The organism is Pseudoduganella sp. GW821-FHT05F09 (assembly GCF_059419605.1).
The window spans coordinates 50,741-71,978 of sequence record NZ_JBWKSD010000006.1 but is presented as its reverse complement, the minus strand read 5'-3'; the positions used below and the strand labels follow the sequence as shown (position 1 = coordinate 71,978).

20 protein-coding genes are annotated in these 21,238 nt (G+C 67.9%); 7 read left to right on the top strand and 13 right to left on the bottom strand.

The features are described 5' to 3' along the window. Positions 1-24: 24 nt before the first annotated feature. From AC07S4_RS20080 to AC07S4_RS20065, 4 genes are all read right to left on the bottom strand, one after another. A complete protein-coding gene (locus AC07S4_RS20080) occupies positions 25-1,059 on the bottom strand; it encodes an LLM class flavin-dependent oxidoreductase (RefSeq protein ID WP_494988333.1) in 1,035 nt (344 codons plus the stop codon). Positions 1,060-1,209: 150 nt separating this feature from the next. Continuing rightward, positions 1,210-2,397, bottom strand: coding sequence for a sigma-54 interaction domain-containing protein (locus AC07S4_RS20075; RefSeq protein ID WP_494988332.1), 1,188 nt, complete (start codon positions 2,395-2,397; stop codon positions 1,210-1,212). 79 nt (positions 2,398-2,476) lie between these two features. Beyond that, the gene (locus AC07S4_RS20070) at positions 2,477-4,312 is read right to left on the bottom strand and encodes an ABC transporter ATP-binding protein (protein WP_494988331.1); all 1,836 of its coding nucleotides are present in this window, start codon (positions 4,310-4,312) and stop codon (positions 2,477-2,479) included. Further along, positions 4,302-6,110 carry an ABC transporter ATP-binding protein gene (locus AC07S4_RS20065; RefSeq protein ID WP_494988330.1) on the bottom strand — a complete coding sequence of 603 codons (1,809 nt, stop codon included), beginning with the start codon at positions 6,108-6,110 and terminating at the stop codon, positions 4,302-4,304. The genes AC07S4_RS20070 and AC07S4_RS20065 overlap by 11 nt, the downstream gene beginning before the upstream one ends. A gap of 207 nt (positions 6,111-6,317) precedes the next feature. Here AC07S4_RS20065 and AC07S4_RS20060 point away from each other — a divergent pair, with 207 nt between their 5' ends. Beyond that, complete coding sequence (locus AC07S4_RS20060) at positions 6,318-7,040, top strand: reverse transcriptase-like protein (RefSeq protein WP_494988329.1); 723 nt, start codon at positions 6,318-6,320, stop codon at positions 7,038-7,040. Here the strand turns inward: AC07S4_RS20060 and AC07S4_RS20055 are convergent. After that, entirely contained in the window at positions 7,037-8,647 is a 1,611-nt protein-coding gene (locus tag AC07S4_RS20055; protein ID WP_494988328.1) for a methyl-accepting chemotaxis protein, read from the bottom strand. The genes AC07S4_RS20060 and AC07S4_RS20055 overlap by 4 nt on opposite strands. Positions 8,648-8,655: 8 nt before the next feature. Next, positions 8,656-9,147 (bottom strand): chemotaxis protein CheW, encoded by a 492-nt coding sequence (locus AC07S4_RS20050; RefSeq protein ID WP_161074253.1) that lies wholly within the window; start codon positions 9,145-9,147, stop codon positions 8,656-8,658. Between the two features lie 180 nt (positions 9,148-9,327). Between AC07S4_RS20050 and AC07S4_RS20045 the strand changes: the two genes are divergently transcribed. Genes AC07S4_RS20045 through AC07S4_RS20030 form a run of 4 tightly spaced genes read left to right on the top strand, consistent with a single transcriptional unit; the run spans position 9,328 to position 13,008 of the window. Next, positions 9,328-9,987, top strand: a complete 660-nt coding sequence (locus AC07S4_RS20045) for an HD domain-containing protein (protein ID WP_494988327.1) — start codon at positions 9,328-9,330, stop codon at positions 9,985-9,987. A gap of 32 nt (positions 9,988-10,019) precedes the next feature. Then, on the top strand, positions 10,020-11,288 hold the full coding sequence (locus AC07S4_RS20040; protein ID WP_494988326.1) for a TCR/Tet family MFS transporter: 1,269 nt from the start codon (positions 10,020-10,022) through the stop codon (positions 11,286-11,288). Continuing rightward, entirely contained in the window at positions 11,285-12,106 is an 822-nt protein-coding gene (locus tag AC07S4_RS20035; RefSeq protein ID WP_494988325.1) for a substrate-binding periplasmic protein, read from the top strand. The genes AC07S4_RS20040 and AC07S4_RS20035 overlap by 4 nt, the downstream gene beginning before the upstream one ends. A gap of 20 nt (positions 12,107-12,126) precedes the next feature. Then, complete coding sequence (locus AC07S4_RS20030; protein WP_494988324.1) at positions 12,127-13,008, top strand: EamA family transporter; 882 nt, start codon at positions 12,127-12,129, stop codon at positions 13,006-13,008. Here the strand turns inward: AC07S4_RS20030 and AC07S4_RS20025 are convergent. Further along, positions 13,005-13,742 carry an SDR family oxidoreductase gene (locus AC07S4_RS20025; protein ID WP_494988323.1) on the bottom strand — a complete coding sequence of 246 codons (738 nt, stop codon included), beginning with the start codon at positions 13,740-13,742 and terminating at the stop codon, positions 13,005-13,007. The two genes, AC07S4_RS20030 and AC07S4_RS20025, sit on opposite strands and share 4 nt — an antisense overlap. 164 nt (positions 13,743-13,906) lie before the next feature. Between AC07S4_RS20025 and AC07S4_RS20020 the strand changes: the two genes are divergently transcribed. After that, complete coding sequence (locus tag AC07S4_RS20020) at positions 13,907-14,839, top strand: AraC family transcriptional regulator (RefSeq protein ID WP_494988322.1); 933 nt, start codon at positions 13,907-13,909, stop codon at positions 14,837-14,839. Between the two features lie 59 nt (positions 14,840-14,898). Here the strand turns inward: AC07S4_RS20020 and AC07S4_RS20015 are convergent, their stop codons facing one another. From AC07S4_RS20015 to AC07S4_RS19990, 6 genes are all read right to left on the bottom strand, one after another. Then, positions 14,899-15,480: a hypothetical protein gene (locus AC07S4_RS20015; RefSeq protein ID WP_494988321.1), complete on the bottom strand. Its 582-nt coding sequence runs from the start codon at positions 15,478-15,480 to the stop codon at positions 14,899-14,901. A 144-nt stretch (positions 15,481-15,624) separates the two neighbouring features. Further along, complete coding sequence (locus AC07S4_RS20010) at positions 15,625-15,834, bottom strand: DUF7661 family protein (RefSeq protein WP_494988320.1); 210 nt, start codon at positions 15,832-15,834, stop codon at positions 15,625-15,627. Beyond that, positions 15,834-16,475, bottom strand: a complete 642-nt coding sequence (locus AC07S4_RS20005) for a DUF6928 family protein (protein ID WP_494988319.1) — start codon at positions 16,473-16,475, stop codon at positions 15,834-15,836. Before AC07S4_RS20005 ends, AC07S4_RS20010 begins: the two co-directional genes overlap by 1 nt. Then, positions 16,476-16,877 (bottom strand): nuclear transport factor 2 family protein, encoded by a 402-nt coding sequence (locus AC07S4_RS20000; RefSeq protein ID WP_494988318.1) that lies wholly within the window; start codon positions 16,875-16,877, stop codon positions 16,476-16,478. Between the two features lie 160 nt (positions 16,878-17,037). Then, positions 17,038-18,423 carry a reverse transcriptase family protein gene (locus AC07S4_RS19995; RefSeq protein ID WP_494988317.1) on the bottom strand — a complete coding sequence of 462 codons (1,386 nt, stop codon included), beginning with the start codon at positions 18,421-18,423 and terminating at the stop codon, positions 17,038-17,040. Positions 18,424-18,644: 221 nt separating this feature from the next. Then, positions 18,645-20,588: a CocE/NonD family hydrolase gene (locus AC07S4_RS19990; protein WP_494988316.1), complete on the bottom strand. Its 1,944-nt coding sequence runs from the start codon at positions 20,586-20,588 to the stop codon at positions 18,645-18,647. Between the two features lie 198 nt (positions 20,589-20,786). Between AC07S4_RS19990 and AC07S4_RS19985 the strand changes: the two genes are divergently transcribed. Then, positions 20,787-21,188, top strand: coding sequence for a YXWGXW repeat-containing protein (locus AC07S4_RS19985; RefSeq protein ID WP_494988315.1), 402 nt, complete (start codon positions 20,787-20,789; stop codon positions 21,186-21,188). The last annotated feature ends 50 nt before the right edge of the window (positions 21,189-21,238 follow it).

Below are 21,238 nucleotides of genomic sequence, written 5' to 3'. Positions count from 1 at the left end.
TGCTCCAGTGGGATGGTGTGGGATTTACGCGGCCTGGCGCTGCGCGGCGGCGAGCCGTTCGCGCAGCACGGGCAGGACGTTTTCGCCAAAGCGGTAGGCTTCCTCCAGATGCGGCACGGCCGACAGCAGGAAGCTCGATACGCCGGCGGCGGCGTATTCGGCCAGGCGGTCGGTAACTTGCTCGAAGCTGCCGATCAACGCGGCGGGGCCGGCCGCGTGGGCGGCACGCGTGGCGTCTGCGGCGGCCTGGCTGCGGTAGATGGCCGCGTCGTGGCGGGCTTCATCTTCCGTCTCGCGGGCCAGCACGCTGATGCGCAGGCCTATGGCCAGTTGTCGGCCTTCGGCGGCGGCCAGCGTGGAAAGGCGCGCGGCCTGCCCGCGCAGCACTTCCGGCGGCGCGGCGTCCAGCACGTGCACGTCCGCCTGGCGGGCCGACAGCGCGAAGGATGCCTCGCTGACGCCGGACAGGTAGACCTTGGGCACGGGGTTGTTGGCCAGCGTGCCACGGAAGCCGCCCTCGCCCACTTCGAAGAACCTGCCCTTGAAGTTGAACGGCGCCGTGGTCAGCACGCCGCGCGCCACGGTGAGGAATTCGTCGATGCGCGGCAGCACGTCCGCGTCTTCCACAAAGTCGGCGTGGCGGCGGCGCTCTTCCGCCGCGCCGCTGGGAGCGATTTGCCAGGCAAGGCGGCCGCCGGTGAAGCGCTGGAAGCTGGCGGCGTTCTTGGCCGCGTACACGGCGGAACCCCAGGCCGCGTCGAACTCCGTTACCAGCTTGATGCGGCGCGTACCGCGCGCGATGTAGCCCGCTACGATCCACGCTTCCTCGCCTTGCAGGTCGTGGCTGATGCGCACGCCGTCGAAGCCGGACAGGTCGGCTGCGCGCGCAACCTGGTGCAGGTAGTCGTAGTAGTTGAAGCGCTTGCCGCGCGGGTCGGATACGCCGTCGCTGTAGGGTGAAGCTGCGTCTGCGGCGCGTTCGCCGCGCCGCAGGATGGCGGCCTCGCCGTAGCGGCCGTCGCCGCCGGTGGGCAGTTGCCAGATGAATTCTATGGTCATGTTTCAGCTCCTCGTGAGTTGTGGTGTCAGCCACCTTCACAACGCAGAAACCATGCCATGCTCTAACCGTGCTATCGGCCGCCTGGCGGCGGCCATGCTTGCTGCGCAAACGACAGGCTGCTGATTGCGCAGCAGCCCGTGCTTGCGAAGCTACAGCACGCCCGCCTTCTTCAGGTAGGTGCGCATGATGTTGCGGCTGATATTGAGACGTTTGGATGCGCGCACCTGGTTGCGGTCGCAGCTTTCGAACGCAGCCAATGCAAGCTCGTGCTGGAGCGCCTCGAATTCGATAACTTCGCCGGATGCCAGCAAGGCTCGCCACGCGGCATGGAAGCGCGCAGCCGACGTTGCTGCATCGACGGGGCCGCCGGCGTCGGCTGCTTGCCGGTGTTGCGCTGGCTGCACGGGCTGCGGCTGCGCTTCCACGCGGTATGGCTCTATCGCCGGCTCCTGCCTTGCCCAGCCGCGCAGGCTCAGGTCGTATGCCGTCACGGCGCCGTCGTGGCTCACCAGCAGCGCGCGGTGGATCACGTTCTCCAGCTCGCGGATATTGCCCGGCCACGGGTACTCCAGCAAAGCCCGTTCCGCGTCCGGCGTGATGGAAAACTCGGTCAGGTGCAGGCGCCGCGCGTAGATCTGCAGGAAGTGGCGCGTGAGCGGCATGATGTCGCCGGGCCGCTCGCGCAGGGGCCGCAGCGGCAGCGAAATCACCTGCAGCCGGTAATACAGATCCTCGCGGAAGCGCCCTGCCCGCACCGCTTCGGCCAGGTCCACATTGGTGGCGGCGATCAGGCGCACGTCTATCGGTATGGCCTTGCGCGCGCCCAGCCGCACCACTTCGCGCTCCTGCAGCACGCGCAGCAGCTTGACCTGCATGGGCAGCGGCAGGTCGCCTATCTCGTCCAGGAACAGCGTGCCGCCGCGCGCGGTTTCGAACCAGCCGGCCTTGGCCTGGTGCGCGCCGGTGAAGGCGCCGCGCTCGTAGCCAAACAGCTCGCTCTCGATCAGCGTTTCGAGGAAGGCGCCGCAGTTGACAGCCACGAAGCTGGCGTCGCGGCGGCTGCTGTGGGCGTGCACGTGGCGCGCGATCAGCTCCTTGCCGGTGCCGGTTTCGCCGGTGATGAGCACCGTCGCCTCGCTGGGCGCGATGCGCGTAATGAGCTCGTGCAGTTCGCGCGAGCGCGGGTCGGCGAAGACGAAGGCGGTGGCGCGCACCAGCAAGCTCATTTTCTGAGCTTCGCGGAAGGTGACCAGCGGTTCGCCCTCGCCCTCCACGCCCTTGGCAAAGTGGGCGCTGCGCGCGAATTCGGATGTGAAGTGGTTGGCTAGTAGTTCCATGATTCGACTATAGCCCGCCACCCAGGCCGAGTGAACGAATAGTGCTACGCTTGCTTATCCACTTTTCAGATATCCGCGTCTACACCGTCTCCGCCTGCGCCGCCGCGTAGGCGCCGTACAGCCGCGCGTAGGCGCCGCCCTGCGCTATCAGGCTGTGGTGGTCGCCCGCCTCCGCCAGCTCGCCGTTCCAGATGACGGCGATGCGGTCCGCATCCTGTATGGTGGCCAGCCGGTGCGCGATGATGATGGCGGTGCGGCCCTGGCACAGCCGCCTGAGCGCGGCCTGGATGCGGCGCTCGGTGTGCAGGTCCACGGCGGAGGTGGCCTCGTCCAGCACCAGCACGGCGGGATTGGCGAGGTAGGCCCGCACCAGGCATACCAGCTGCCGCTGGCCGTGGCTGAGGAAGCCGCCCAGCGGCCCCACTTCGGTGCGGTAGCCCAGCGGCAGGCGCTCCAGCACCTCGTCCGCGCCCAGCTCGCGCACGGCGGCGATGAGCGCGGCGTCGCTGGCGTCGGGCGCGGCCAGGCGCAGGTTGTCCAGCACACTGCCCGAGAACAGCACATTGTCCTGCAGGACCACGCCGATCACCTTGCGCAGCTCCTGCTGCTGGTAGTCGCGCACGTCCACGCCGTCCACCAGCACCGCGCCGGACTGCACTTCGTACAGGCGCGCCAGCAGCTGCACCAGCGTGCTCTTGCCATGCCCGGTGGGGCCGACGATGGCCAGCACCTGGCCGGCAGGGATATGCAGCTGCAGCGAACGGATGACGGGCCGCGCGCCCGCCGGGTCGTAGGAGAAGCCGACGTTGGCAAATTCCACCTCGCCGCGCCGCGCGGGCCGCTGCGGCGCGGGAGGATCGTTGATCTCAGGTTCGGTGTCCAGCAGCAGGAAGATGCGCTGCGCCGAGGCGGCGCCGGACGAGTAGCGCTCGAACAAGTCGTTCAGCTCCTGCAGCGGGCCGAGGAAGAGGTGGACGTAGAACAGGCTTTGCGCCAGCTGGCCCACCGTCATGCTGCCGTCCGCGATGCCGAAGCCGCCCGCCACCAGCAGCAGGCCCATGCCCAGGGTGCTCAGCACCTGCGTGAGCGGCAGGAACCAGCTGGAGCGGATATTGCCGCTCACCAGGGTCTGGTTGAAGTGGCGCAGCAGGCCAAGGTAGCGCTGCGCGTTGCTGTCCTCGTGCACCAGCTGCTTGATGAGGCGCACGCCGGACACCGTCTCCACCAGGTGGGCCGTGAAGCGCGCGCGCGCCTCGGCCACGCGCGCCCAGTTCTGCTGCGAGATGCGCTTGAACAGCCAGGTGAAGCCGGCCAGCAGCGGCACCACGGCGGCCAGCGCCGCGAACAGGCGCGGCGAGATCAGCCACAGCGCCACGCCCGCCACGGCGCAGCGCAGCAGCGCGGACAGCAGCTCCGGCGGCCCTTGTATCAGCAGCGGCTCCAGCGCGTCCACGTCGCGGTCTGCGCGCGAGATGATGCGGCCGGCCTTGGTCTGGTCGAAATAGCGCACGCTGAGCGACTGCACGTGCGCATACACGCGCACCCGCAGCGCGTTCAGGATGTGGATGGCCGCGCCGCCGGCGAAGTACTGGGACAGGCCGGACAGCAGGAAGCGCAGTATCCAGCTGAAGGCCAGCCCCGCCGCCATCACGGCCAGCAGGCGCTCGTCGAGCAGCAGGCCGGCGGCGGTCTTGATGAAGCCGTGGTCTATCACTTCGCGCAGGAACCAGGGGCGCAGGAAGATCACGCCCACCAGCAGCGCTTCGAGCGCGATCACGGCGGCGATGCGGCCGCGCACCTGGCGCAGCAGCGGCAGCAGGCGCCAGAACATGCTGCGGTCCAGCGCCTTGCGCGCCAGGGCCTGTTCCAGTTCGATGTCGCTCAGGGCGGTTTGCCCGCGCAGATTATTTGCCATCGCCGCCTCCCAGCAGTTCGCGGTAGCCCGCGTGCGACGCCATCAGCGCCGGATGCGTGCCCTCCGCTGCAATGCGGCCGCCGGCCAGCATGGCCACGCGGTCCGCCAGCAGGATGGTGGACAGTTTGCTGGCCACCATCAGCACCGTGACGGCGTAGTCGCCGCTGGCGCGCAGGCGGCGGATGTTGTCCAGCACGCGGCGCTCGGTGAGCGCGTCCAGCGCGCTGGTGGCGTCGTCCAGCACCAGGATGGCGGGCCGCGCCAGCAGCGCGCGCGCCAGGCAGATGCGCTGCCGCTGCCCGCCCGAGAGCGTCACGCCGCGCTCGCCCAGACGGGTTTGCAGGCCGTGCTCCAGGCCCGCCACCACGTCGGCGGCGGAGGCCCAGGCCAGCGCCTGCTCCAGTTCCGCGTCGGTGGCGTCCGGCTTGGCCAGGCGCAGGTTGGCGGCCAGCGTGTCCGAGAACAGGAAGCTCTCCTGCGGCACAACATGGACCTTGCGGCGCAGCTGGTCCAGGTCCAGCCCGCGCAGGTCGCGCCAGCCGCCCCAGGGCGAGCCGACGCGCACCGAGCCGTGGTCCGGCTCCAGCAGCCGTGGCAGCAGGCCCGCCAGCGTGCTCTTGCCCGAACCGGTGGCGCCCACCAGCGCGACCACCTCGCCCGGCGCCACTTCGAAGTCGCAGCCCGAGAGGATGGCGGTGCTGCCGCCCGGCGCGGCGATGTCCACGCCGTTCAGGCGCAGGCCCAGCGCGCCGTCGGGCAGGCTGCGGTCCTGCCCTTCAGTCTTGCCGGCGATGCCGGGCCGTTCGTCCAGCAGCTCCCAGATGCGGCCGGCCGAGGAGCGCGCGTCGGCGAAGATCTGCATCACGCGGCCCACGCCTTCGATGCGGAACACCAGCGTGTTCGCCACCAGCAGCGCGGCCACGATCTCGCCCACGTTCATGCGGCCCTGCTGCACCAGATGCGCGCCGTAGCCCAGTATCCAGACGTGGCCCAGCGCCACCACGGCCTGCGGCAGCGGGATGCGGGACGCGGAATAGGCCAGCGCCTGCCGCGCCAGGCGCACGAATTCGTCCACGTGGCCGCTGAAGACTTCCACGCGGCGCTGCTCCAGGCCGAAGCCCTTGATGACGCGCACGCCGTTCACGCCTTCGCTCAGTTCCTGGTTCACCTTGTCGTAGGCGGCGCCGGCGGCGCGGTCCAGGTGCACCAGCGTGCCGGTTTGCGCCACGAAGATGCCGATGCCGGCCAGCGTGAGCAGCAGCGGCGGCAGTCCGAGCCAGGGGCTGTACCAGCACAGCAGGCCGATGGAGGCCAGCACCACCAGCGCGGTTTCAAACACCTGGCGCCAGAAGCTGATCAAGGCGTCGCGCACCTTGTCGGCGTCGCGCGTGGTGCGGGTGACCAGTTCGCCGACGCCGTGGCGCCAGTGGTAGGCCAGGTCCAGGCGCTGCACCTGCTGCAGGATGCGCTGGCGCAGGACGGTGAGCAGCTCCTGGCCGATGATGAGCGACATCACGCCGCCGCAGTACTGCAGCACGGCGCGCGCGCCGGCCAGCGCGAGCAAGGCGAGCAGCCAGTGGCGGGCCACCGACCAGTCCAGCGCGCCGTCGGCCAGGCGCTGCACGGCGCGGCCGCTTTCCACGTCGTGCACGGCGCGGCCAACCAGCCATTGCTGCCACGCGAGGCTGAGGTTGACGATGGTGAACAGCGTGGCGGTCAGCGCAAAGCGCCACGGCATCAGTTGGTAGAGGGCAAGGCAGCGCAACAGCGGCTGCCGGACATTGGAGGGCTTGGTCACTATGCTTTCCTGGCAAGGAATGGGATGGAGCATGCTTATGCGCAGGAACCGTGCCAGCGGGCGGACGCCGCTTAGTGCGTGATTTTGCGGGGTTTGCACAGGATTGCGCGGCGGAGCGCGCCCCGGCGTGCGCAAAAGCCAGCAGCGCTGCGCGAATTTCAGCAGCGCTTGTTGATTCCGGTGGCGCGCAGGCAGTAGCATGGCGGCATGACGACATCCCCCTCCCCCGATACGCTGGCCGCCCTGATCGGCGCCGCCTTCCACAACGAGCGCGTGGCGGCGCGCCGCATGGCCGCCAGGGAGGGGGTGGACGAAGCGGAGGCGCTGCGGCGCGTGATGGCGCAGTCGGCCACGGCGCAGGGGCTGGCCGGGCTGGCGGACCTGCTGGCGGCGCGCGCCAGATTGAAACGGGACGAGGCGGAGCGGCGCGCGGCGAAGCTGGCGGCGCGCAGCGAGAAGGTGGCGGCCATGAAGGCGCGCGCGCGGCCCGCGCCGCAGCCGGGGGCCTGGCAGGCCTGGTTCGACGGCTCGGCCCACCCCAATCCGGGACGGCTGGGCATAGGAGGCCTGCTGCTTGGCCCGGCCGGCGAGCGGATCGAGATCAGCGAGCGCGCGGGACACGGCAACAGCGGCGAAGCGGAGTATCTGGCGCTGGTGGCGCTATTGGAAGCGGCCGTCGCGGCCCGTCCGGGCGTGCTGGCGATTTATGGCGACAGCCAGGTGGTGATAGGCGATGTGGCCGGCGGCGTGGGCGCAGCGGGAGGTGCCGGCGCGGCCGGACTGGAGCAGCACCGCGAGCGGGCGCTGGATCTGCTGGCGCAACTGGGGAAATCGGGGCGGGTGACGCTGCACTGGGTGCCGCGCCACCGCAACGGCGAGGCGGACCGCCTGTCGCAACAGGCGATCGCCTCCTGGGCGGGGCTGGACTAGCGCAGCAAGCGCGCGCCGCCGGCCTGGATGCGGCCGGCATGGCCAGTGCGGCCCTGCTCCGCGCCGCCCACCTGGAACACGCTGACCACCTGCGCCAGCTGGGCCGCCTGCTGCTGCATGGACTCGGCGGCGGCAGCGGACTGCTCCACCAGCGCGGCGTTCTGCTGCGTGACCTGGTCCATCTCGCCGATGGCCTTGTACACCTCGTCGATGCCCGCGCTCTGCTCTTTGCTGGCGGTGGTGATCTCGGTGATGATGGTGCTGACGCGGTGCACGCTGTCGACGATGTCGTCCATGGTGGCGCCGGCGTCGGCCACCAGCTTGCTGCCCTGGTTGACCTTGTCCACCGAGTCGCCGATCAGCTCCTTGATTTCCTTGGCGGCGGCGGCCGAGCGCTGCGCCAGCGTGCGCACTTCGCTGGCCACCACGGCAAAGCCGCGTCCCTGCTCGCCCGCGCGCGCCGCTTCCACGGCGGCGTTCAGCGCCAGGATGTTGGTCTGGAAGGCGATGCCGTCGATGACGGCGATGATGTCCACGATCTTGCGCGAGGCGGCGTTGATGGCGTCCATCGTGCCCACCACTTCGGCCACCACGGCGCCGCCCTTGACGGCCACGCCCGCCGCCGCGCTGGCCAGTTCCTGGGCCTGATGCGCGTTGCCGGCGTTGTTCTTCACGGTGGCGGTCAGTTCCTCCATGGAGGCGGCGGTTTCCTCCAGCGAGCCGGCCTGCTGCTCGGTGCGCGAGGACAGGTCCTGGTTGCCGGCCGCGATCTCGGTGGACGAGGTTTCGATCTGCGCGGTGCCGCTGCGCACCTGCAGCACGATATTGAGCAGGGAGCTGTTCATGTCCTGCAGGGCCAGCAGCAGCTGGCCGGTTTCGTCGCTGCCGCTGACGGTGATGCGGCCGGTCAGGTCGCCCGCCGCCACGCGCCGCGCCGCAGCCAGCGCCTGGCCCAGCGGCCGCGTGATGCCGGTGGTGAGCAGCCAGGAGCACACCACGCCGAAGGCCAGCACCAGCACGGTTAGCGCTATCAGCAAGCTGCGGCTCGTGCGCGCCCCGCTCTCGATCTGCGCCGCGATGGCGTCGATCTTGCTGCGCTGTAGCTGCTGCAGTTCGACGATCAAGTTCTGGTAGGAGGTGGAGCCCGGCACAAACACATTGTTGAAGTGCGCGTCGGCTTGCTCCAGCGCGCCCTCGGCCTTGAACTTGGCCACCTGGTCGCGCGAGGACAGGTAGATCTTGCGCTGTTCGCCGATGCGGGCAAACAGCGCCTTCTCATCGTCGTCGATCAGCGCCTCGACCTTCTTCTGCAGTTCACCCGACATGGCACTGGATTTCTTGGCTTCGTCGGCGAAATACCCGCCCAGCGCGGGATCGCTGCTGCGCGCGATCACGGTGGTGCGGCGGATCGCGCTATCTATCCTGCTCGACCAGTCGCTGATCAGGCGTTCTTTTGCGAGCGGCACTTCCATCATCGCGCGCGTGGCGTTGGCCACTTCCTGCAAGCGCCAGATGGCGACGCCGGTAATGGCCACGGACAGGGCCAGGATAACGGCAAAGCCCAGAGCCAGGCGCTTGCCGATGCTGATGCTGGAAAGTGCGCTCATGGCGGCCCTTACGCGGCCAGCGCGGTGTCGAGCAGGCCCATGTCGGCGCTCGTCATCAGGCGGTCGATGTCCACCAGGATCAGCATGCGCTCGTCGATGGTGCCCAGGCCGACGATGTACTCGGTGTTCAGGGTGGAGGTGATTTCCGGCGCCGGCTTGACCTGCTCCGGGGTCAGGATGGTGACGTCGGACACGCTGTCGACCACCATGCCCACCACGCGGTGGCCGATGTTGAGGATGATGACCACGGTGAACTGGTTGTAGGTCGGTTCGCCCACGTTGAACTTGATGCGCATGTCCACGATAGGCACGATCAGGCCGCGCAGGTTGATCACACCCTTGACGAACTCCGGCGCGCTGGCGATGCGGGTCGGCGCTTCGTAGCTGCGGATTTCGCTGACTTTCTGGATGTCGATGCCGTATTCTTCCTGGCCCAGGGTAAAGGCGAGGTATTCGGCGGCAGCCGCCACATTGGCGGTGGTGATGGCGTCGTTGGACATAGTTTCCCTTAAGGCTAAAGCCGTAAATTAAGAGCCGTAATGTTACCGTAAGTCAAGACTTGACGCATCAAATAAATGCACCAAGGCAATAACAGCATGCAAACGGCTATGGCCTTCTTGTTAATTCAATGCCACAATTAGGCGGTAGGCATCAATGCAAAACGCAGGGCAAGGAGAACAATGAATAGTTTGTTAAGCAGCTGGCATCCGCGCCTGGTGGCGCTGGCCGGCGCCGCCGCGGCCGACGACGGCGCGCACGACACCAACCATCTGCACCGCGTGTGGCGCAACGCCACGCTGCTGATGGACGATTACCCGGAGGCCGACGCGCTGGTGGTGCTGGCGGCCTGCTATCTGCACGACCTGGTGAATTTGCCCAAGAACTCGCCGGAACGCCACCTGGCCTCGCGCCAGGCGGCACGGCTGGCCAGCCGCCAGCTGGCCGAGCTGGGATTCCCGCCGGAGAAGCTGGCGGCCACTGCGCACGCCATCGAGACGCACAGCTTCTCGGCCGGCATCGCGCCCGAGACCATCGAGGCCAAGATCGTGCAGGACGCGGACCGGCTCGACGCGCTGGGCGCGGTGGGGCTGGCGCGCATGTTCTACACCGCCGGCCGCATGGGCTGCGCGCTGGCGCACGCCGAGGACCCGATGGCGCTGCACCGCGAACTGGACGACAAGGCCTATTCGCTCGACCATATCGACGTCAAGCTGGCCACCCTGCCCGGCAAGATGCAGACCGCCGCAGGGCGCCGCCTGGGGCAGAGCCGCCTGGCCGAGCTGATCGCCTTCCGCGACAGCTTTATCGCCGAGTGGGCCGCCAGCCCGGCCACGCCTTAGCCACCCCACGCCCGCACCGCCACAGCCCAGCCATGACCAGCAAAAGCGAACCCGTTCCCCTCTCCACCGCCTCGCAGGGCAACCTGAAGTTCGTGCTGGTGTGCGTCTTTATCGACATGCTGGGCATCGGCCTGGTGGTGCCGGTGCTGCCCATCCTGGTGGGCGAATTCGTGCACACGCGCGACCTGCAGGCGCTGTGGTACGGCATCATGGGCGCGGTGTTCGGCCTGATGCAGTTCATCTTCATGCCCATGCTGGGCGCGGTGAGCGACCGCGTGGGGCGGCGGCCGGTGCTGCTGTACTCCATGGCCGGCATGTGCATCAACTTCCTGTCCACCGCCTGGGCGCCCAACCTGGCCTGCATGTTCATCGGCCGCGTGATCGGCGGCGCCTCGTCGGCCAGCATGTCGGTGGCCTCGGCCTACGCCTCCGACATTTCCACCCACGAGAACCGCGCCAAGAGCTTCGGCAAGATAGGCGCGGCCTTCGGCCTGGGCTTCATCGCCGGCCCCATGCTGGGCGGCCTGCTGGGCAGCATCAACCTGCACCTGCCGTTCTACGTGGCGGCGGGCCTGTCGGCAGCCAATTTCGTCTACGGCTATTTCTGCGTGCCCGAGTCGCTGCCCGAGGCGCGCCGTTCCAAGTTCAAGCTCACCCGCGTCAATCCGCTCGACGGCCTGCTCAAACTGGCCCGGCGCGAGGACATCCGGGGCCTGATCATCGCCTTCGCGCTGATGACCTGCGCGCAGATGATGCTGCAGTCGACCTGGGTGCTGTACACCCACTTCCGCTTCAACTGGAGCCCGGGCCAGAACGGCGCCGCGCTGTTCTGCGTGGGCATGGCCGCCGCCGTGGTGCAGGCCGGGCTGCTGGGCATATTCATCAAGTGGTTCGGCGAAATGCGCCTGACGCTGATCGGCCTGGCCTCCGGCTGCATCACCTATACGCTGTACGGCCTGGCCACGCAGGGCTGGATGATGTACCTGTTCATCTGCTGCAACCTGATGGCCTTCGCCGCCGGGCCGGCGCTGCAGGGCATCATCTCCAAGTCCACCGACGCGCACCAGCAGGGCGAGCTGATGGGCTCACTGCAGTCGATCAGCAGCATCGGCGTCATCTTCATGCCGCTGCTGGGCAGCGCCATCCTGGGCGAAGTGAGCCACCTGCCGGCCAACGACTGGCGCATCGGCAGCAGCTTCTTCGTCTGCGCCGCCATGCAGGCCGTGGCCATTCTGGTGGCGCGCCACTACTTCCGCACGCACGACATGAAGCAGGCGGCCGCCAAGGCGGTGCAGCCATGATGGCGGCCGCTCGCACGGCCGCGCTGGCGGCGGCGCTGGCGGCGCTGGCGGCGGCATCGACGGCGGCGCGGGCCGAATGCTCGCGCGAGATCGCCGTGCCGGTGGCGCCAATCGGCGTGAGCATCACCGCCAACGGCGGCACGGTGGGCGGCATTTATCCGGACGTGCTGCGCGCGGCCAGCCAGAAGGCGGGCTGCCAGCTGGCGTTCTCGGTGGTGCCGCGCGCGCGCCAGGAAGTGCTGTTCGAGATGGGCAAAGCCGACCTGATGCTGCCCGCCACCCGCACGCCCGCGCGCGACGTGATCGGCACCTTTATTCCACTGATAGGCCACCGCGCCACGCTGATCTCTATGGCGGGCAGCCGCCCGCCGCTGGCCAGCGCGCAGGAGCTGCTGGACCGGCCCGAGCTGCGCGTGGCCGTGGTGCGCGGCTTCGACTACGGCGAGCGCTATCAGGCGCTGATCAAGGAGCTGGCCAAACAGGGGCGGCTGTTCCAGGAAGTGGACACGGTGGCGGTGGCGCGGCTGATGCTGTCGGGCGCGATCGACGTCACCATCATGGGGCCGACCACGCTGGCCGGCGCGGTGCTACGCGACGCGCGCCTGTCCGGCATGCTGGACAAGCTGCGCATCGAACCCATACCCGAGCTGCCGTGGAGCGTGAGCGGCGTGTACGTGTCGCGCCGCTCGCTCAAGCCGGAAGACCAGGCCGCCCTGCTGGATGTAATGGAGAACATCGCCCGCTCCAACACCATCCTGGAGAGCTTCCAGCGCGTGCACCGGGCCGACATCCTGGCCGAAAGCGTGCGGCCGCGCTAGGCGCCGGACGCGATCAGCCCGTGTCCGGACAGGTCGCCGCCGTCATCCTGCTTGCTGCGCTGCTGCACGCGGGATGGAACGCGCTGGTCAAGGCCGGCAAGGACGCCTTCCTGACGTCCGTGCTGGTGGTGTCGGGCGCGGCGCTGATCTCGCTGGCGGCGCTGCCCCTGCTGCCCGCGCCCGCCCCGGCCAGCTGGCCCATGCTGTGCGCCACCACCGCGATCCACTATTGCTATTTCGGCCTCATGTCCGCCGCCTACCGGCACGGGGACATGAGCCTGGCCTACCCGCTGATGCGCGGCAGCGCCCCGCTGCTGGTTGCGCTGGCCAGCGCGCCGCTGCTGGGCGAGCAGCTCACGGCAATGCAATACGCCGCCGTGGCCTGCATCAGCGGCGGCATCTTCAGCATGGCGCTGGCGCGCGGCGGCGCAACGCCGGCAGCTGCGGCAGCGCCGGCAGCGGCCGAGCCTGCGCAGCGCCAGCGCCGCGCCGTGCTGTACGCGCTGCTGAATGCCTGCGCCATCGCGTGCTACACGCTGGTGGACGGCGTCGGCGCCAGGCGCTCGGGCTCGCCGCTGGCCTACACCATGTGGCTGTTCGTGCTGACCGCTGCCGGGCTGCTGGCCTGGACGCTGCTGCGCCGCCGCGCCGGCTTCGCCGCCTATGCGGCCGCCCACTGGCGCACCGCCGCGCTGGGCGGTGCGGGCACGCTGGCCTCCTACGCCTTGTCCCTGTGGGCGATGACGGTGGCGCCGGTGGCCGCCGTGGCGGCGCTGCGCGAAACCGCGATCCTGTTCGCCGCCGGCATCGCCGTCGTCTTCCTGCATGAGAAAATCAGCCCGCAACGCTACGCCGCCATCGCCCTCATCGCCTGCGGCGCGGCGCTGATGCGCTACGCCTAGTGTCCGGCGGTGGGACGCACCACGATTTCGCTCACATCCACGTCCGCCGGCTGCTCGATGGCGAACAGGATGGCGCGCGCGATCGCGTCCGGCGCGATGGCCACCTTGCGGAACTCCTGCATCTCGGCGCGGGCCTGCTCGTCCGAAATGCTGTCCGCCAGTTCGGACTCCGTCACGCCCGGCGACACCAGCGTCACGCGGATGTCGCCGCCCACCTCCTGCCGCAGCCCCTCGGTAATGGCCGCCACCGCAGCCTTGGTGGCGCAATAGACCGCCGCCGTCGGGCTCACCGAGTACGCGCCGACGGAAGCGATGTTGATGATCTGGCCCGCGCGCCGCACCTGCATCAGCGGCAGCACCGCCGCGATGCCGTACAGGACGCCGCGCACGTTCACGTCCAGCATGCGGTCCCACTCCTTGAGCTTGAGCGCGTCCAGGCGCGACAGCGGCATCACGCCCGCGTTGTTGATCATCACGTCCACGCGGCCGTGCTGCTTGTGCGCGGCCAGCACGAAGGTCTGCACGTCGTCCGCGTCCGTCACGTCCAGCGCGCGGAACTCCGCCGAACCGCCCGCTGCGCGGATCTGCGCCGCCAGCGACGCCAGCCTGTCCGTGCGGCGTGCGCCCAGCACCACGTGCATGCCCTGCTGCGCCAGCAGGCGCGCCGCCGCCTCGCCTATGCCGCTGCTCGCGCCGGTGATCAGGACGACTTTTTGATTTTCCCGCAGTTTCATGATGCGCCCCCCTAAGCGTTGTTCGATGCACGGATTTTAAAGACGCCCGGCGTGGCCGTGAATGCCGGAAGATCTCGACATATTGCCTAATCCTCCAATCCGCGCGATAAACGTGGCGGAATCTGGCATAATGCATGCACGAAGCTACTGATCACAGGATACCCATGACTAGCCAGCAACAACGCATGATGGCGCTGATGGACCGCCTCGCGCCCGCCGAAGGTTCCACCCTGTCCGCGCTGGACGGCGTGAAATTCATGCGCGTGAACCGGCCGGTGCCGCGCACGCCGGTGCTGTATGAACCGTGCATCGTCATCGTCTGCTCCGGCCGCAAGCGCGGCTACCTGGGCGGCCAGTCCTATGACTACGACGCGCAGCACTTCCTGGTGATGTCCGTGCCGCTGCCGTTTGAAGGCGAAACCGTGCAGGCCTCCGAGGCCGAACCGATGCTGGCCGTGTCCATCCGCATCGACCTGCAAATGGCGGCGGAACTGATGCTGGCGGTGGAGCAGTCCGGCGCCGCCATCGCGGCCGAACCCAAGGGCATCATCTCCTCGCCGATGGACGCCAAGCTGTGCGAGGCCGTGCTGCGCCTGCTCGAAGCCTTGACCTCCCCGCTCGAGACGCAGCTGCTGGCGCCCAGCGCGATGCGCGAGATCCTGTACCGCGTGCTGACCGGCGTGCAAGGCGGCTCGCTGCGCGCCGCGCTGGCGCACCAGAGCCATTTCGGCAAAATCGGCAAGGCGCTGCGCCGCATCCACGCGAATCTGGGCAGCCAGATCGACGTGGCCACGCTGGCCGGCGAGGCGGGGATGAGCGTGGCGGCCTTTCACGCCAACTTCAAGGCGGTGACGCAGACCTCGCCCATCCAGTATTTGAAGTCGACCCGGCTGCACAAGGCGCGCCTGCTGATGGTGCAGGACGGCCTGAGCGCGGCCAGCGCGTCGGCGCGGGTGGGCTACGAGAGCAGCTCGCAGTTCAGCCGCGAGTTCAAGCGCTTCTTCGGCCGCACGCCCGCCGACGAAGCGCGCGAAATGCGCACCCTGCTGTCCCAGATGCCGGCCGAACGCGGCGCGCCCTATATCACCGTGCAGTAAGGCTGCCCTGCCCGGCCGGCCCGTAAGCGCCTGCCGGCGCGGCAAGTGGCTGGTGGCGCTCAGTCGTCTGTCAGACAGTCTTCCATGCGGCGATGCTTGGGCAAGCGGCGCTCGAGTTGAGTGGTGGCTTTGTGGTGAACATGCTGGACCAGCGTCAGCGTGGTCTGCAGCGCGTCGCTCATGGTGCGGGCGGCGGCGGCCATGGCGTCAAGCGGCGAGGCGGCCACCGGGCGCGACTCCTGCGCGTGCCGCAGCTTGATGGCCTGCACCCATTGCTTTTCACCGTGCAGCTTGACCCATAATTCGCGCCAGGCGTTGCGGCCCGGCCCCGCCAGCATCAGCGTGATCTGGTGGGGCGACAGCGGCCTGCCCTGGTAAAGCAACTGCTCGCCGACAACGTGCGCGTAGTGGCAAGCGCCGTCATGCTGCATGCGGAGGCTGCTGCCGCTGGGCAGGAACAGGCATTTCCACTGGTAGCCGCTGACCGGCTCAGCAGCCTTGCGCTGCGCGGCGATCCAGTCGGTGATGGCGTGGCTAAGCGCCTCGGAGGTGGAGAGCGTGCTGCCCGAAGTTCGCAGATAATCGGCCAGCATGCGGTAGGCGGCGGGCGGTATCCCGGCGGGGTGCGTCTGTAGAACCATTCTCTTTCCCCTTTCTCTTTCTGTCTCTTTTTGTCTCTTCCTGTCTCTTAGACAGCAGGAGACAAAAAGAGTTCAAAAGAGACAAAAAGAGAACACCGAAAGAGAACTGTTCCACAGAGGGACCTGAATCGGACTAAGGCACACTCAGGCCATTAATTCTATGCTTTGACCGTATCCGGCCAGCTCATGGAAAATATCGTCCAGGTAGATGGCGATTTCATCATCCGCCAGCGTGGGTGGGATGACGATTTCGTCCATGGGCACGCGCTTGCCGAAGTCAAGGCGGCAGACTTCCCACGCATCCCCCACACGGCGCACGTCAAGCTGGAAGCGGCCATAGATGTTGAACTTCATCAAAACCGCCACCAGGATTTTTTCCGTTTAAAGCGCATGAGCGGTATCGATTCCGGCTCCAGATGCGCCGGGTCTATCATGCCTTCCAGCTGATAACCAAACAGCGAGAGCAGCGCGGCCTCGCCCATATCCAGCGGATGAAAAACGAAAGGGTAGTCAGCAGCGTCCTCTTCAGGGGCCACGGCCGGATGCTTTCCAGCCCAATATGGCGCCTCAAACGGCTGCCTGTCTCCGATGTCCTCTAGCACACCGCTATCTGGAGAGAGGCTCAGCGACCGCTGCAAATGTCCGTCTGTCCAAATGGCGTAGGCAAACCAGTCCACCACGCTATGCATCGCATGCAGATAAACACTATGGCCCGGCAATGCCTCAAGAAATTTGGCCGGAAGACTTGATGGGTAGTCTATGCCGAATTCCTTGGCCGCCATCACCGTTAGTCCCGTAAAACATCCTACGATCAGCACATCGTCCGCCGGGCAGGTATAAGACAAGTCCCCATCACTTAAAGGCTCCAGCCTCTCGGAGGCGAATAGCCGTTTCGCCAGTGCGATGGTTGCGTCACGGTCCAACGCAGGCCTGTCCTTCAATATCGCCGAAGGATTTCCTTTGCAATACACCAGCATCCAAGTCTTCGCCCCCATTCACTCCGCCTTTTTAGGCGGGCGGATGCCGGTGTACTGTGCGGAGACCAGCTTCCATTTGCCGTCCTTCAGTTGCGCCACATAGCTGGCGCGCATGGCGAAGGTGCGCGCTTGGCCTTCCGCGCCCATGGTGTAGTTGAGCTTCGCCAGCACCACCGCCGTGTCGCCCAGCAGCCGCACCATCGGTTCGGTGACGGTCAGCTGCGGCGACGCGCGCTTTTGTTCAGGGGCGTAAAACGACAGCATCTTCTCCCGGCTGTCCACTTCCCCCGCAGGCGACACCTCGACATAATTCTCTGCGGTGACGGCCTTCAGCGTGGCCTGGTCGAAATCCCGCTGCGCCTCGGCGTGGCGCTGCACCAGTTCGACCAGCGCCGGACTGCCGGCATCGGGGGCGGCCATGGCATTGCCGGCACACGCCAGCGCGAAGGCCATGCATTGAAAAGCAAAACGCGGTTTGCGGACTGTCATCCCCATCGCTCACTCCATATTGAAAAATATGCAAGCAGGATAACAGGCGGCGGCGCGTGAAAATGCGCACATTCTCACACCGCGCCCAAGCTCAAGCCGCCCACGCGATCGCTTCCATCAGGCCTTGCAGCCTGCTGGCCCGGGCTGCGTTCACCATCTTCACGTAGGAGATCCTGCCGGCGAGGTAGGCCCGGAAATCCGGATGGCCGCCGCGGTTCTGGGATGCGGGGCCGTGGCGCACGCAGTTGGTCAGCGTGGCTTTGAGCTTGTCGTATTCGTCGCGGGCGATGTTGGGATGGGCGTTCACCACGATGCCCGTCACTTGCTGCCGCGCCCCTTCACGCATCAGGCGGGTCTTGCGCGTGTTTACGCGGAAGCCTTCTTCCAGCGCGATCGCGGCAACCTGGATGTGGAAACGCTCCGCAGCCCGCGCGAACACCGGGCCGCCGGAGAATGCCAGGTCGTCGGCATAGCGGCTATAGGACCCGCCCAGCGACTCCGCCAGCGCCGAGAGCCGGATGTCGAGACGGTAGGCGCACAGATTGGCCAGCGCGGGCGAGCATGGGGAACCCTGCGGCAGATGCGGGGACTTCAGGGCCTGGCGTTCGCTCCACGAGAGCATATCTCCGGCCGGCGCGCCTCCATCCGGCGCGCCGCGAAAGGCGCCCTGCGGTGTGCGGTTGACGCAGATGCGGGCCAGCGTCCCGGCCGTTTTAGGCGGGTAGCCCAGCTTTTCAAACAGCGCATGGACGCGCGACAGCTGGATGCTCGGGAAAAAATCCTTCAGGTCCATGCGGATGACGGCGTGCCGCCCGGCGTGCTGCGCCGCGTGCGTGACGCAGGAGTGGCCGCGCCGGAAGCCGTGCGCTGCCGGATGCGGCGGCGCCAGGTCCAGTATCTCGCGCAGGATTTTCCGCTGGATGCGCCGCAGCCGCGCCTTCGGTATTTCTATCAGCCGCACGCCGCCGCTGCGCTTCGGCACCCAGCGATAGTGGTAGCGCTGAAGCGGCGATTGTTCGTCGCGCGCAAGCCGCCATTGGTCGGCGAACCAGTCCAGCGCGCCCACCGGCTCATTCAGCCATGCCGCCAGCGCAGCGGCGTTTGCCAGCTCCGGCAGCGCAAGCGCGGCGAGCCATGCGGGTTTGGGCGGGCGCACCGGCGGATCGACGCAGTAGCGCCGCACTGCGGGCAAGGATATCGGCTCCGGCAAGGCAAAGACTTCGCCATCGTCGGCTTCCTCGGCGCCCGAGCCGCCGCCATGGCCCACGCACTCCAGCAGCAGAGCGGCCAGCTCGTGCCGGCTGTAATAATGGAAGTTGTCGCCGGTCCGCGCGATGAGCGCCGCGCAAACAGCGCTCGCCCACGGCGGTTCAGCGTCGAAGACGCGCTTGCAGGCGGCGGTCAGGCTGGCCAGGCTGCCGTCCGTGGCCAGCGCCATATCGGCCAGCGCCAGCACGGTGTGTTGTTTGATATTCATGCGCAGCGAAGGGGCGGGGATCCTTCAACGAGTCTCGTGATGCGTGGGCTGTCTTGCGCGCAAGCGCAACGCGGCCCAGGCGGCGAAGTACTGAACAATCAATGTCCCACGGGGTAGCCCCGTAGAGGCTGTCCCCGCACGAGGCAGGGACAGGCCGGCTTGAAGGAATCCGCCCCGCACACACAGTAGGGCAATTTTGCACAAAGGTCAACACAAGCGGCTTAGCGCGCCTCCACCACCGGCAGCTCGATCGCGCTGGCCGAACCTGGCGCGTGGTAGATGCGCTGGGTGGCCTTGATGTAGTCCGAGGGCTGCGCATGGAAGATGTTGGGCACGAAGCGCTGCGGGTTGCGGTCGTACAGCGGGAACCAGCTGGACTGGATCTGCACCATCACGCGGTGGCCCTTCAGGAACACGTGGTTCACGTTCGGCAGCGCGTAGCGGTAGCGCTCCACCTTGTTGGCCGGGATGGCCTCGGCGTGCTCCAGGCTGTTGCGGTAGCGGCCGCGGAAGATGTCCATCGCAATGCCCTGCTGGTAGCCGCCCAGCTCCGGCTGCGACGCCATCTCGTCCGGATACACGTCGATCAGCTTGACGACCCAGTCGGCGTCGGTGCCGCTGGTGGCCGCGTACAGGTTCACCATGGGCTGGCCGGACAGCTGCAGCGGCGCGGCCAGCGGCTCGGTCACATAGGTCAGCACGTCCGGCCGGTCGGACACGAAGCGCTGGTCGCTCACCAGCCACGGCTTCCACACGTTCTCGTCGTGCATGCGCACCGGGCGCGGCACGAAGGGCACCGGCTTGGCCGGGTCGGACACGTACTCGTCATACGCGGCGCCGCCCTTGGGCGCGTCGAAGCCCAGCTTGTAGCCGTCCTGCAGATAGATGGCCTTGGACGCGGCCGGGCAGCCGCTGGCGCAGGACTGCGGCCAGGCGGCCAGGCGCTGCCAGCGGTTGCTGCCGGTCTGGTAGCTCAGCACCGGCGGCGTGTCGGCCACCGGCGCGCCGTCCTTCAGGTACTGGTTGAAGAAGGGCTGCATCACGTTGCGGCGGAACTCGAGCGCGGTGTCGCCGGTGAACTTGATGGCGCCCAGGCTGGAGCCGTCGTAGTTCACGCCGCTGTGCCGCCACGGGCCGATCACCAGGAAGTTCAGCTTGTTGTCCTTGTCCTGCTGCTCCATGGCGGCGTAGGCCGCGTAGGGGCCGTAGATGTCCTCCTGGTCCCACTGCCCCACGATGTGCATGGTGGGCACGCTCAGCTTGCGCGCGCCCACCAGCTTGTCGATGGCCTGGTGCTGCCAGTAGCTGTCGTAGGCCGGGTGCTCGAACAGCTTTTTCGTGTAGGGCAGCTGGTCCAGGCCGAATTTCTTCGCGTAGCCGCCGGCCGAGCCGGCGCGCAGCAGGCCGTCGTAGTCGTCGTAGACGCCGCTGGCCGGCGCTTCGCCGCGCCCCTTGACCGAGGTCTGGCCGCCGATGTACGGCAGGCTGGGCATGCGGAAGGCGCCGTTGTGGAACCAGTCGTCGCCGCGCCAGCCGTCCACCATGGCGCTCATGGGCGCGGCCGCCTTCAGCGCCGGGTGCGGGTTCATCAGCGCCATCATGACGGTGAAGCCCTCGTAGGACGAGCCCACCATGCCGACCTTGCCGTTGGTCTCCGGCACGTTCTTGGTCAGCCACTCGATGGTGTCCCAGGCGTCCGTGGCGTGGTCGATGCCGGTGCTGTTGAGCGGGCCGCTGAGCGGGCGCGTCATCACATACTCGCCCTCGGAGCCGTATTTGCCGCGCACGTCCTGGAACACGCGGATATAGCCCTCGTCGATAAAGGTCTCGTCGCCCTGCGGCAAGGTGGAACGGATGCTGGGGCTGGCGTTGCGCTGGGCGCGCCGCGCCGCGTTGTACGGCGTGCGGGTCAGCATGATGGGCGCGTTCTGCGTGCCCTTGGGCATCACGATCACCGTGTACAGCTTGACGCCGTCGCGCATCGGCACCATCACCACCTTCTTCACATAGTCCGCGCTATCGGCCGGGGCGGCCAGGCTGGCCGGAATGTCGGGCGCCATCGGCGGCGTCTGCGCCAGCGCGGACGAAATAAACAGGGTCAGCGCGGCCAGGGCCGGCAGCTGCAGGAGGGGGCGGGTGTCAGGGCGGGTACGCGGCTTGCGCATGGGTAAGGTCTCCGTGTTGTGCTGCGGGCCATGGTAGACAACTGCCCCGCTTCGCGCAATGCCGCTTTTGTAACGCAACTTTGCTGTCTCTGTAGCATTTGCTTGCAAATTGCCTGCCGTTATGCGCGCCGCCGCACAGAAGCCAAAGCTGAGCCGGCTTACAGTGGGCCCACAACCAACAGAACAAGGAGTGCCATCATGAAAAAACTGCTGATCGCTGCCGCCATGGCCGCCACCCTGGGCGGCGCCGCCGCCCCGTCCTTCGCCGACGTCGTCGTGGTGCGCACCGCGCCGCCGCCGCCGCGCCATGAAGTCATTCCGCACGCCCGCCCCGGCTACACCTGGGTCGCCGGCCACTGGGACTGGAACGGCCGCCGCAACGTGTGGATCAAGGGCGCCTGGGTGCGCGACCGCAACGGCTACGTCTACCGCCCCACCGCCTGGGAACAGCGCGACGGCCGCTGGGTGGTCGAGCGCGGCGGCTGGCAGCGCGGCGACCGCGACCATGACGGCGTGCCCAACCGCGTGGACCGCGACCGCGACGGCGACGGCGTGCCCAACCGCCGCGACGACAGCCCCAACAACCCGAACCGCCATTAAGGCGTCCGCGCAGCCGCCCCGCCACCCACCTTGACAGGGCGGCGGCAAAC

Bases quoted from the DNA above. Each gene is read 5' to 3' on its own strand.
- AC07S4_RS20000 (WP_494988318.1), bottom strand. From the start codon at position 16,877: ATGGCCGCCCCCGATGCCGGCAGTCCGGCGCTGGTCGAACTGGTGCAG.
- AC07S4_RS20040 (WP_494988326.1), top strand. From the start codon at position 10,020: ATGACCAGCAAAAGCGAACCCGTTCCCCTCTCCACCGCCTCGCAGGGC.
- AC07S4_RS20005 (WP_494988319.1), bottom strand. From the start codon at position 16,475: ATGGGGGCGAAGACTTGGATGCTGGTGTATTGCAAAGGAAATCCTTCG.
- AC07S4_RS19990 (WP_494988316.1), bottom strand. From the start codon at position 20,588: ATGCGCAAGCCGCGTACCCGCCCTGACACCCGCCCCCTCCTGCAGCTG.
- AC07S4_RS20025 (WP_494988323.1), bottom strand. From the start codon at position 13,742: ATGAAACTGCGGGAAAATCAAAAAGTCGTCCTGATCACCGGCGCGAGC.
- AC07S4_RS20075 (WP_494988332.1), bottom strand. From the start codon at position 2,397: ATGGAACTACTAGCCAACCACTTCACATCCGAATTCGCGCGCAGCGCC.
- AC07S4_RS20020 (WP_494988322.1), top strand. From the start codon at position 13,907: ATGACTAGCCAGCAACAACGCATGATGGCGCTGATGGACCGCCTCGCG.
- AC07S4_RS19995 (WP_494988317.1), bottom strand. From the start codon at position 18,423: ATGAATATCAAACAACACACCGTGCTGGCGCTGGCCGATATGGCGCTG.
- AC07S4_RS20045 (WP_494988327.1), top strand. From the start codon at position 9,328: ATGAATAGTTTGTTAAGCAGCTGGCATCCGCGCCTGGTGGCGCTGGCC.
- AC07S4_RS20015 (WP_494988321.1), bottom strand. From the start codon at position 15,480: ATGGTTCTACAGACGCACCCCGCCGGGATACCGCCCGCCGCCTACCGC.
- AC07S4_RS20060 (WP_494988329.1), top strand. From the start codon at position 6,318: ATGACGACATCCCCCTCCCCCGATACGCTGGCCGCCCTGATCGGCGCC.
- AC07S4_RS19985 (WP_494988315.1), top strand. From the start codon at position 20,787: ATGAAAAAACTGCTGATCGCTGCCGCCATGGCCGCCACCCTGGGCGGC.
- AC07S4_RS20050 (WP_161074253.1), bottom strand. From the start codon at position 9,147: ATGTCCAACGACGCCATCACCACCGCCAATGTGGCGGCTGCCGCCGAA.
- AC07S4_RS20070 (WP_494988331.1), bottom strand. From the start codon at position 4,312: ATGGCAAATAATCTGCGCGGGCAAACCGCCCTGAGCGACATCGAACTG.
- AC07S4_RS20080 (WP_494988333.1), bottom strand. From the start codon at position 1,059: ATGACCATAGAATTCATCTGGCAACTGCCCACCGGCGGCGACGGCCGC.
- AC07S4_RS20010 (WP_494988320.1), bottom strand. From the start codon at position 15,834: ATGAAGTTCAACATCTATGGCCGCTTCCAGCTTGACGTGCGCCGTGTG.
- AC07S4_RS20035 (WP_494988325.1), top strand. From the start codon at position 11,285: ATGATGGCGGCCGCTCGCACGGCCGCGCTGGCGGCGGCGCTGGCGGCG.
- AC07S4_RS20055 (WP_494988328.1), bottom strand. From the start codon at position 8,647: ATGAGCGCACTTTCCAGCATCAGCATCGGCAAGCGCCTGGCTCTGGGC.